Origin of the sequence: Pseudochelatococcus contaminans (assembly GCF_014195635.1) — a bacterium.
GTDB classification, from domain to species: Bacteria; Pseudomonadota; Alphaproteobacteria; order Rhizobiales; family Beijerinckiaceae; genus Pseudochelatococcus; species Pseudochelatococcus contaminans.
In genome coordinates this window covers 164,620-175,341 of sequence record NZ_JACICC010000004.1, presented here as the reverse complement: position 1 = coordinate 175,341, position 10,722 = coordinate 164,620, and the positions used below count along the sequence as shown (strand labels likewise).

Annotated in this window: 8 protein-coding genes; all 8 read left to right on the top strand. The window is 64.5% G+C overall.

Translation table 11 applies throughout. The features are described 5' to 3' along the window. Positions 1-43 precede the first annotated feature (43 nt). Complete coding sequence (ccmI, locus tag FHS81_RS09470; RefSeq protein WP_183752344.1) at positions 44-781, top strand: c-type cytochrome biogenesis protein CcmI; 738 nt, start codon at positions 44-46, stop codon at positions 779-781. Continuing rightward, complete coding sequence (gene ccmE, locus FHS81_RS09465) at positions 778-1,245, top strand: cytochrome c maturation protein CcmE (protein WP_183752342.1); 468 nt, start codon at positions 778-780, stop codon at positions 1,243-1,245. Before ccmI ends, ccmE begins: the two co-directional genes overlap by 4 nt. Next, positions 1,246-3,243 (top strand): heme lyase CcmF/NrfE family subunit, encoded by a 1,998-nt coding sequence (locus FHS81_RS09460; protein WP_183752340.1) that lies wholly within the window; start codon positions 1,246-1,248, stop codon positions 3,241-3,243. Continuing rightward, positions 3,243-3,725, top strand: coding sequence for a cytochrome c-type biogenesis protein (locus tag FHS81_RS09455; RefSeq protein ID WP_183752338.1), 483 nt, complete (start codon positions 3,243-3,245; stop codon positions 3,723-3,725). The genes FHS81_RS09460 and FHS81_RS09455 overlap by 1 nt, the downstream gene beginning before the upstream one ends. Positions 3,726-3,861: 136 nt before the next feature. Next, on the top strand, positions 3,862-5,412 hold the full coding sequence (locus FHS81_RS09450) for a Do family serine endopeptidase (protein WP_183752336.1): 1,551 nt from the start codon (positions 3,862-3,864) through the stop codon (positions 5,410-5,412). A gap of 103 nt (positions 5,413-5,515) precedes the next feature. Continuing rightward, positions 5,516-6,199, top strand: a complete 684-nt coding sequence (locus FHS81_RS09445; protein WP_183752759.1) for a response regulator transcription factor — start codon at positions 5,516-5,518, stop codon at positions 6,197-6,199. After that, a complete protein-coding gene (locus FHS81_RS09440; protein ID WP_183752333.1) occupies positions 6,183-7,643 on the top strand; it encodes an ATP-binding protein in 1,461 nt (486 codons plus the stop codon). Before FHS81_RS09445 ends, FHS81_RS09440 begins: the two co-directional genes overlap by 17 nt. A gap of 48 nt (positions 7,644-7,691) precedes the next feature. Then, positions 7,692-10,649 carry a bifunctional [glutamine synthetase] adenylyltransferase/[glutamine synthetase]-adenylyl-L-tyrosine phosphorylase gene (locus FHS81_RS09435; RefSeq protein WP_343052464.1) on the top strand — a complete coding sequence of 986 codons (2,958 nt, stop codon included), beginning with the start codon at positions 7,692-7,694 and terminating at the stop codon, positions 10,647-10,649. Positions 10,650-10,722: the final 73 nt, after the last annotated feature.

Genomic DNA, 10,722 nt, shown 5'->3' with positions numbered 1-10,722 from the left:
AAGTATTGTCAGCACCCCCATGGGCCTGATGATATGAAGGATCATGACCATCTGGTTTATTTTTGCTTTCATGACGGGCGCAGTTGTTCTTGCCGTATTGGTGCCGCTGTCGCGCCAGCGTGCGGCGGTGGCCATCGTCGATGATGCAGCGTTTTTTCGCAGCCAGATCGCGGATATTGACAGTGAAGCGGCACGAGGACTCATGCCGGCGGCGGAAGTTGAATCCGCCCGCGCGGAGGCCGGCAGGCGTCTGCTGCGCGCCGTTGCGCAAACGCCTGCCGAGAGTGACCAGAAAGGGGAGCCGGCCCTTCGTCGCCGGCGTGCTGCTTCCGCGATTGCGGTGTCGCTGATACCGCTCGTGGCGTTGACGGTTTATGGCACACTCGGACAGCCGCATGTTGCCGATGCGCCGCTTGCAGCCCGGCTGAAGGTTGATCCCGGACGCGATCCAGACATCGGCGAGGTCATCGCCCGGATCGAGGGGCATCTGGCCCGGCAGGCGGATGACTGGCGCGGCTGGGAGTTGCTGGCGCCGGTTTACATGCGCATGGGGCGGTTCGAGCAAGCGGCCCATGCCTTCCGCGAAACCATCCGGCACGATGGCGAGACAGCCCAGAGACTGTCCGGGCTTGGCGAAGCGCTTGTCATGGCGGATGGCGGCATCGTCAGCGCCGACGCACGGCTGGCTTTCGAACGTGCGCTGGCGCTCGATCCCGCATCCGATGCCGCTGCCTATTATCTGGGCGTTGTCGCCGGGCAGGACGGGACGGCGGCCCCATGACGCGGAAACAGCGCCGCCTCACCTTGATCGCTGCCGGCCTTGCCGTGTTGGGCGTTGCGCTCGGGCTGGTGCTGGTGGCGCTGCGCGATACCATCGTTTTCTTTCGCTCGCCTTCGGACATCGTCGCGCTGGACATCGCACCGGGCACGCGTCTGCGTCTGGGCGGGCTGGTGCAGCAAGGGTCCGTCGTCAGGGACAGTGCGCAGGACACATCGTCCCGCACCATTCGTTTCGTCGTGACGGACGGGGCTGCCGGGATCGCCGTGCGCTATACAGGGCTGCTGCCGGACCTGTTTCGTGAGGGGCAGGGCGTGGTGACGGAAGGTGTGCTGACACCGGATGGCAGCTTTCTGGCCGACAACGTGCTGGCGCGCCATGACGAGAATTACATGCCGCGCGAGGTTGCGGACACGTTGAAAGACGATGGCCTGTGGCGGCATGCCGGCGAAGGTGACGGAAGCTGAATGGTCGTCGAACTGGGACATTACGCGCTGGCGCTGGCGCTCGGTCTTTCCATGGTGCAGTGCGTGCTGCCGCTGTGGGGCGCACGGGTCGGGGACGGCGCGATGATGGCTGCTGCCAGGCCCGCTGCCGTGGCGACGTTTCTGTGCCTGCTGGCATCGTTCGGCGCGCTGGTGCATGCCTATGTCGTTTCGGATTTTTCCGTCGCGAACGTGGTTGAGAATTCCCATTCGCTCAAGCCGCTGCTATTCCGGATCACTGGCGTATGGGGCAACCACGAGGGCTCCATGCTGCTCTGGGTGCTGGTGCTTGCGCTCTCCGGCGCAGTGGTGGCGCTGTCCCGCTCGCTGCCGGAGCGGCTGCGGGCGCTGACGCTTGGCGTTCTGGCAATGCTGACCGCTGCCTTTCTGCTGTTCATGCTGCTGACATCCAACCCGTTCATGCGGGTGGAGTTTCCCCCCTTTGAAGGGCGCGATCTCAACCCGCTGTTGCAGGACATCGGCCTCGCCATTCATCCGCCGCTGCTTTATCTGGGCTATGTCGGCTTCTCCATCTCCTTCGCCTTCGCCGTGGCGGCGCTGCTCGATGGGCGCGTCGATGCCGTGTGGGCGCGCGCTGTCCGGCCATGGACGCTGGCGGCGTGGGTATTCCTGACGCTCGGCATCGCGATGGGCTCGTACTGGGCGTATTACGAACTTGGCTGGGGCGGCTGGTGGTTCTGGGATCCGGTGGAGAACGCCTCACTGATGCCGTGGTTGGCGGGAACGGCGCTGGTGCATTCTGCGGTGGTGATGGAAAAGCGAGATGCTCTGAGAGTCTGGACCATTCTGCTCGCCATCCTGACGTTTTCGTTGTCGCTGATCGGCGCGTTTCTGGTGCGCTCCGGCGTGCTGACGTCGGTGCACGCATTCGCCACCGATCCTGAGCGGGGTGCGTTCATCCTGGTCATCCTCGTCCTGTTCATCGGTGGTGCGCTGGCGTTGTTCGCGTGGCGCGCGCCCATGCTGCGGCAGGGCGGTATTTTCGCGCCGGTTTCGCGTGAAGGCGCGCTGGTGCTCAACAACCTGCTGCTCTGTACTGCCTGCGCGACCGTGTTCATCGGCACGCTCTATCCGCTGGCGCTTGAGGCATTGACCGGCGACCGCATTTCAGTCGGCCCGCCATATTTCGATGCCACCTTCCTGCCGCTGACGATGCCGCTTGTCGCCATCATGCCACTGGGCCAGACGCTGGCGTGGAAGCGGGGCGATCTTCTCGGTGCGGCTCAGCGCCTCACTGCCGCTTTCGCGCTGTCCCTGGCGATGGTCGCGATGATCGTGGCGCTCACGCATGGCGGCCCGGTGCTGGCGCTTGCGGGTGTCGCGCTGGGGTTTTTTGCCGTGGCGGGTGCGCTGTCCGAGATCGTCACGCGCAGCTGGAGGCGGGGCGCGTCTCTCGCCAGCGTTTGGCGGCGGGCTCGTGGATTGCCATCCTCGGCATGGGGCGCTGCCGTCGCCCATGCCGGCATCGGTTTGTTGGTACTTGGCATCTCCGCGACGGCATGGGAGGTGGAAACCCTTGCCATCGTCCGTCCGGGCGAAACCATCAACGCCGGCCCGTATACATTGCGCCTCGATTCGGTGTCATCGCTTGGCCGGAATACCTATAAGGCCGAGGTCGTGCATTTTTCAGTGACGCGCGGCGAAACGCCAATCGGGAGGGTGACAGCGGAGAAGCGTTTTTACACGACGCGCGGCATGGCGACCACGGAAGCGGGCCTCATGACGCGCGGTCTTGGCCAGATCTATGTCGCGCCGGGAGAAACATTGCCCGATGGCGGCATCGCCGTGCGGCTTTACTGGAAGCCTTTCGTTTTGCTGATATGGATCGGCGCGGTGGTCGCGGCTTTCGGCGGCGGTTTGTCGCTCATCGACCGGCGGCTGCGGATCGGCGTACCGCGCAAATCGCGCGCCGACTCCCGCATGCTCTCCGATAACAGACAAATCCTCGGGGGCGGGTGATGTGCTTGGCGAATCTTTTCCGGTTCACGGCTGTATGGTGTCTTGCCGCGTGGATCTCGGCCATTCCTGCCGCTGCCGTACAGCCCGGCGAGGCGCTGCCGGATGCGGCGTTGGAAAGCCGCGCGCGCGCCATCTCGATGGAGCTACGGTGCCTCGTTTGCCAGAACGAGTCGATCGACGATTCCGATGCGCCGCTTGCGCGCGACCTACGGCAACTCGTGCGCGAGCGGCTCGTGGCGGGCGACACCAATGCGCAGGTCGTGGACCATATTGCGGCCCGCTATGGCGAGTTCGTGCGCTTGCGGCCGGTCTTCGGTCCGCATACCCTGTTGCTGTGGCTTGCGCCGCTGGCAATCCTCATCGCCGGCGGATTGTTCGTGCTCCGGTCGGCTATGCGGGGGCAGGGCGCGGGGCCGCCACCGCTGACACCGCAGGAGAAAAAGCAGCTTGACGACATGTTGCGGGACGAAGCTGAAAAATAAAATACCTTACCGATTTTTCATTCCGTGTTGATGGCCTCGTAAGGGTCGCATCTCCATATTGATCCCCAACGCAGCGGGAAACACACTGTCCGTCCGGATGGAAAGACCCGCCCGAACCGTTTATCAGGAGAGATTGATGCCCGATAACAACACCACGCATTCCACCGCTCGTCGCCCCCGCGTTCGCTCGATGCTGCTGGGCGCGGTCGCGCTTGCGGCGCTCGCCGGCACCGGCACGCTGGCCAATTTCGCCTTTAATCCGCCCGCAGCCGCCATCGCCCAGAACCTGACGACATCTCCGGCAACGCCGGTCGTCGTGCCCGGCCAGACGTCGTTCGCCGATCTCGTCGACAAGGTGAAGCCTGCCGTGGTATCCGTGCGCGTCAAGATCCCCGTGGATCAGGCCGATCAGCAGCGTTCGCCGCTGGAGCAGTTCGGCTTCCCGCCCGGCAGCCCGTTCGAGGAATTCTTCCGCCGCTTCGGTTCGCCGGATCAGGAAGCGCAGCCTGGCCGTCCGGGCCGCCCCGAGCGTCGCGGTGGTCCCCGCCGCTTCGGTGAGGCTCAGGGTTCCGGCTTCTTCATCTCTGAAGATGGCTATATCGTCACCAACAACCACGTCGTCGACAAAAGCTCCGAGGTCGAAGTCCGCACGGATGACGGCAAGTCCTTTACCGCCAAGGTGATTGGCACCGATCCGCGCACCGATATCGCGCTGCTGAAGGTCGATGAGAAGGGTCCGTTCCCGTTCGTGTCCTTCGGCGAGGCTCTGCCGCGCGTGGGTGACTGGGTTCTGGCCGTTGGCAATCCGTTCGGTCTGGGTGGCACCGTCACGGCTGGTATCGTCTCGGCCCGTGGCCGTGACATTGGCGCCGGCCCTTATGATGACTTCCTGCAGATCGACGCCTCGGTCAACAAGGGCAACTCCGGTGGTCCCGCGTTCGACCTCGCCGGCAATGTCGTGGGCGTGAACACCGCCATCGCGTCGCCCTCCGGCGGCAGCGTCGGCATCGCCTTCGCCATCCCGGCAGAGACCGTGCAGAAGGTCGTGAGCGAAATCCGCGATCACGGCACCGTGCGGCGTGGCTTCCTCGGCGTGCAGATCCAGCCGGTGACCGAGGACATCGCTTCCAGCATCGGGCTGCCGAAGGCGGAAGGCGCCATCGTTGCCCGCGTGGAAAATGACAGCCCTGCCGACAAGGCCGGCGTCAAGACGGGCGATGCCATCACCGCCGTCAACGGCAAGGCTGTGAAGGATGCGCGCGAGCTGTCGCGTGAGATCGCGGGCTTCAACCCTGACACCACGGTAAAGTTGCAGGTATGGCGTGACGGCAAGGAGCGCACCGTTGACGTGCAGCTCACCGAACTGCCCGGCGATGAGGGCGGGGCCAAGTCCGCTGATCAGCGCGAAGGCGGCAGCCTCGGTCTTCGGCTCGCACCTTCCGGCAGTGTCGGTGGTGCAGGGCAGGAAGGTGTCGTGGTTGTCGGCGTCGAGCCTGAGAGCGCGGCTGAGGAGCGCGGTTTCCGCACCGGCGACGTGATCCTCGAAGTGTCCGGCCAGAAGGTCGAGAACCCCGGCGACGTGCGCAAGGCTGTCGAGGCCGTGCGCAAGGATGGCAAGCGCGCCGTTCTGTTCCGCGTTCAGTCGCAAGAAGGCACCCGCTTCATCGCGCTGCCCGTTGGCGAATAAGCGGCGTCGTTAAACGTCGATAGCCCGTGTCGCGGCTGCGTCATGCTCTGCGGAGTGGACGCAGCCGCTTTTCTTTGGCGCAAGGGAGGCTATGCTCATGCCCATGAGAATCCTTGTCATTGAAGACGATCTGGACGCCGCCGGCTACATCACCAAGGCCCTGAAAGAGGCCGGCCACCTTGCGGACCACGCGCCGGACGGGCTGGAAGGCTATGCGCTGGCCAGCGAGGGCAACTACGATGTGCTGGTGGTGGATCGCATGCTGCCCAAGCTCGACGGCCTGTCCGTCATCCGCTCCCTGCGCGAGCAGAAGATCGACACGCCCGTCTTGATCCTGTCGGCGCTCGGGCAGGTCGATGACCGGGTGAAGGGCCTGCGCGCCGGGGGTGACGACTATCTGGCCAAGCCCTATGCTTTTTCCGAGCTATTGGCCCGCGTCGAAGCCTTGGCCCGCCGCCGCGCCGGGCCGACAGGCGAAGCCACGTCATATCGCGTCGGCGATCTTGAACTCGACCGGCTCTCCCACAACGTCACCCGCGCGGGCGAGGAAATCGTGCTTCAGCCGCGTGAATTCCGGCTGCTGGAATATCTGATGCGCAACGCCGGGCAGGTGGTGACGCGCACCATGCTGCTGGAAAACGTCTGGGATTATCACTTCGATCCGCAGACCAACGTCATCGACGTGCACGTGTCACGCCTGCGCTCCAAGATCGACAAGGGCCACGCCACCCCGTTGATCCATACCGTTCGCGGCGCGGGATACATGATCCGTGACGGCGCTCGGTAAGTTATTCCGCAGCACGGGATTCAAGCTGCAAGCCATCTACCTGCTGCTGTTCGTGCTCTTCGCCGGTTTCGTCATCGGCTACGTGGGCTGGAACACGCGTCAGGTGATGGACAGCCAGATTCGCGACACCCTTGAAGCGGAAATCCGCGGCCTTTCGGAACAATACCGCGTCGGCGGCATCCGGCGGCTCGTCTCCATCATCGACAGACGTACCCGCGAGCCGGGGGCATCGCTTTATCTGGTGACGACGTTCGCCGGAGAATATCTCGCCGGCAACGTCGATTCGGTGCCTTTGGACATTCTCGACCGTCCCGGCGTGCATGAAACCTTCTATAGCCCTGAAGATGAAACCGGGCCGCGCTCGCGCGAGGCCATGGCGCATGTCTTCATTCTGCCTGGCGGGTTCCGCATGCTGGTGGGGCGCGATCTGGCCGAGCGCGAACGGTTGAATGAGGTGATCCGCGAGGCGTTGCTGCTGTCGCTGGGCCTCGTCACGGTGCTGGCCTGCATCGGCGGCTGGTTCGTCATGAGCCGGGTGCTCAAGCGCGTCGACGGCATGACGGAAACAACCCGCACCATCATGGCCGGCAATCTGGGCGGGCGTCTGGCCGTGTCGGGCAATGGCGACGAGCTTGACCGGCTGGCCCTGAACCTCAACGCCATGCTCGACCGCATCAATGAGTTGATGAACGGCATGAAGGAGGTGTCGGACAACATCGCCCACGACCTCAAGACGCCGCTGACGCGCCTGCGCAACCGCGCGGAGGAGGCGCTGCGCAACGCCCGCACCGATGAGGAATATGCCCACGCGCTTGAGGATACCATCGAGGAATCCGACAACCTTATCAGTGTGTTCAACGCGCTGCTGACCATCGCGCGTCTTGAGGCAGGCAACACGCCATCCAGCGGCGCGACCTTCGATCTAGCCGAAACCGCCCGCTCTGTTGCCGAACTTTACGAGGCCGTGGCCGAGGAGTCGCTGACGCCTGTGGTGGTGGAAATCGACCCCGGCCTGTCGTTACCGGTTGCCGGCAGCCGCGAACTTGCCGGGCAGGCGCTGGCCAATCTCCTCGACAACGCCATCAAATATGGCGCGGCCGAGGGCACGAACGCTGCCCCCATCGTCATCAGCGCCGGCCGCCAGCGCACGGCGGATGGCCGCGACATGGCCGTGGTTGAGGTGGCGGACCACGGTCCCGGTATTCCGGAGGCAGCGCGCGAGCAGGTTCTGGAACGCTTCACGCGGCTTGAATCGTCGCGCACCAGCCCCGGCTTCGGGCTGGGCCTGAGCCTCGTTGCGGCCGTAACGCGCATGCACGACGGCCGCCTCACGCTCGGCGACAACGCACCCGGATTGCGTGTGGCGTTCGCCTTGCCGCTGGCCCCGCTTTCTGACACGATCACGCCGCCGTCTGCATCGGGGCAGGCGGCCCAATCGTCCTGACGCGCTTCCTGTTTCCGTGAAAGCGCGCATGCAGCCAGAGCCCATATCGTGACAGACATCGCGCCATCCGGAACGCCGCCTGAAGAGTTGCAACCCCTGATCGCGCGAATCGCCACGGGGCCCGTGCTGGCGGACGAGAGCCGCGCTCTCGCCGAACTCGGCGCGATAGATGGCAGCGATGCGTGGCCACCTGTCGTGCAAAGGCTGGTCGCGGGTCTGTCGGAGCATTCGCCGTTTCTGTGGCGGCTGGCGGTCAATGACGGCGCGCGGCTGGCGCGGTTGCTGGCGTCCGATGTCGGCGAAAGCCGCGCCCGTATTCTGCGCGACGTGGCGCAAGCAGCGGAAGAGACCGACACCGACGTATTCATGCGCCGTTTGCGGCAGGCGCGGGCGGAGCACGCATTGCTGGTGGCGTTGGCCGATCTGGGCGGCGTGTGGCCGTTACGCGCCGTGATCGAAGCGCTCTCCGCTTTCGCCGATGCAGCGGTGAAGAGCGCGGTGCGTTTCATCCTGCTGCGTGCCGTTGCTGCGGGACGCTTCAACCCGCCGGACCCGGTGGATCCCGAGATAGGTTCCGGCCTCGTTGTGCTGGCGCTTGGCAAGCATGGGGCGAAAGAGCTGAATTACTCCAGCGACATCGACATCGTGCTGTTCTATGATCCGGAAGCCCCGGTCACGGGCCGGGATGCGCCGCCCGCCTTTTTCGTCAAGCTGGCCCGCGAACTGGTGAAAGTCCTGCAGGAGCGCACTGGCGACGGCTACGTGTTCCGCGTGGACCTGCGTTTGCGCCCCGATCCAGGGTCCACCGCTCCCGCCGTGGCGCTGCCAACCGCCTTTTCCTATTACGAGACCGTGGGCCAGAACTGGGAACGCGCCGCCTTCATCAAGGCGCGGCCCATCGCTGGCGATATTGTGCTGGCAGAACAGTTTCTGTCCGACCTCAAGCCGTTCATTTGGCGGAAGTATTTCGATTTCGCCACCATCGCCGACATCCATGCGATGAAGCGGCAGATCCACGCCGTGCGCGGCCATAGCGAGATTGCCGTTGCCGGGCACGACATCAAGCTGGGGCGCGGCGGCATTCGCGAAATCGAGTTTTTCGTCCAGACGCAGCAGCTTGTCTTCGGTGGTAGGCGGCCCTCCCTGCGCGGACGGCGCACGCTCGATATGCTGGTGGCGCTCGTGGAAGACGGCTGGATTACCGATCAGGCCCGCGACGATCTGACCAAAGCCTACATTTTCCTGCGCACCATCGAACACCGCCTGCAAATGGTCGCGGACGAGCAAACCCAGCGTCTGCCCACGGAAGCGGGAGAGCTGGAGCGCTTCGCGCACTTCTGCGGCTTCCCGACGCTCGACGCTTTCGCGGCGGAGCTGACGCGTCAGGCCGGGATCGTGCAGGAGCATTACGCCCTGTTGTTCGAGGAGGCCCCGGAACTTGCGGCAGACGCTGGCAGCCTCGTCTTCACCGGCTCCGGCGACGATCCCGAGACGTTGCAGACGTTGCAGCGTCTGGGATTCCGTGATCCCGCGCGGGTGGCCGAAACCGTGCGCGGCTGGCACTTCGGCCGCCGCAAGGCGTTCACCAGCGCCCGCGCCCGCGAGGTGTTGACGGAAATCGTTCCCGCGCTCCTGTCCGCGCTAGGCCGCACCGCTGCGCCCGATGCCGCGCTGGCGGCGCTGGACGAGGCATTCACCCGGATACCGGCGGTGGTGGAACTGCTGTCCATTCTGCGGTCCAACGACAAGTTACTGGCTCTGTTTGCCGATCTGCTCGGCTCTGCGCCGCGCCTGACGGATATGGTGGCGCAAAGCCCGCACGTGCTCGATGCGGTGATCGACCCGGCGTTTTTCTCGGCTTCTGTGGATGAGCGGACGGTCGGTGGCCGCATACGTGCCCTTGTGGCTGTAAGCCCGCAGGAAACGGAGGCGGGCGCTTTCGAGGTGTTTCTCGACAAAGCCCGCGATGCCGCGCGGCAGGAAACGTTCCTCACCGGCGCCCGGCTCATTTCCGGTATCATCGGCCCGGAAAAAGCCGGACAGTCTTACTCTGCCGTCGCTGGCGCATTGATCGGCGTCACGCTCGATAACGTCAAGCGCGCGTTCGCCGAGGAGCATGGGGAGGTACCGGGCGGGCGGATGGTTGTGCTGGGGCTGGGCCGTCTCGGTGCTCAGGAGATGACGGCGTCGTCCGATCTCGATCTCGTCGTGCTGTACGACTTCGATTCCGACAATGGCCGCAGCGATGGCCGCCGACCGCTGGATGCCGTGGTTTACCACGCCCGGCTGACCCAGCGGCTGGTCAGCGCGCTCACGGTCCCCACGCGGCGCGGCAGGCTTTACGAGGTGGATATGCGGCTGCGGCCATCCGGCAGTCAGGGGCCGTTGGCGACGCAATTCCGGGGCTTTGTCGATTATTACGTCAGCAATGCCGAAATCTGGGAATACATGGCCTTGACCCGGGCCAAAGTCATCGCCGGCGATGCCGGCCTGGCGCGAGAAGCGAGCGCGGCCATCCGCGAAGTGCTCAGCCAAAAACGCGATTCTCCCGCGTTGGCCAAGGCGGTGGCCGATATGCGCACGCTCATCGAAACGGAAAAAGGCCCAGCGGACGCCTGGGATCTGAAGCTGACGCGCGGTGGCCTGTTCGATCTTGAATTTATTGCGCAATATCTGGTGCTTGCGCACGCATTTGAATACCCTGCATTAACCGAAGAAGCTGGCACGGCGCGTGTTTTCGATCTGGCCGGATCGCTGGGGCTGGTCCCGCCTGAGGACGCGGAGACGCTTCGAGCTGGCTATCGTTTGTTGTCGGACGTGTTTCAGTGGCAGCGCCTGACGGTAGACGGGCCGTTCGATATTGAAACCGTACCGCCCGCCGTCGTCACCCGTATTGCGAATGCCGTGGGCACGCCGGATGCCAAGGTGCTGGCACTGCACCTCGATGAAACGCGCGCGCGTGTGCGCGCCGTTTATGAAAGGATTCTGGGGACAGGCGCTCACTAAGCCAGATTATGAAATATATCCAATATCATTTTGATATTAGGGATTATTATCGATGGCTGGCTTGCCGATTCCA

Excerpts from the sequence above, each read along its gene's own strand:
- FHS81_RS09460 (WP_183752340.1), top strand. The coding sequence starts at position 1,246 with ATGGTCGTCGAACTGGGACATTACGCGCTGGCGCTGGCGCTCGGTCTT.
- ccmE (WP_183752342.1), top strand. The coding sequence starts at position 778 with ATGACGCGGAAACAGCGCCGCCTCACCTTGATCGCTGCCGGCCTTGCC.
- FHS81_RS09445 (WP_183752759.1), top strand. The coding sequence starts at position 5,516 with ATGAGAATCCTTGTCATTGAAGACGATCTGGACGCCGCCGGCTACATC.
- ccmI (WP_183752344.1), top strand. The coding sequence starts at position 44 with ATGACCATCTGGTTTATTTTTGCTTTCATGACGGGCGCAGTTGTTCTT.
- FHS81_RS09450 (WP_183752336.1), top strand. The coding sequence starts at position 3,862 with ATGCCCGATAACAACACCACGCATTCCACCGCTCGTCGCCCCCGCGTT.
- FHS81_RS09455 (WP_183752338.1), top strand. The coding sequence starts at position 3,243 with ATGTGCTTGGCGAATCTTTTCCGGTTCACGGCTGTATGGTGTCTTGCC.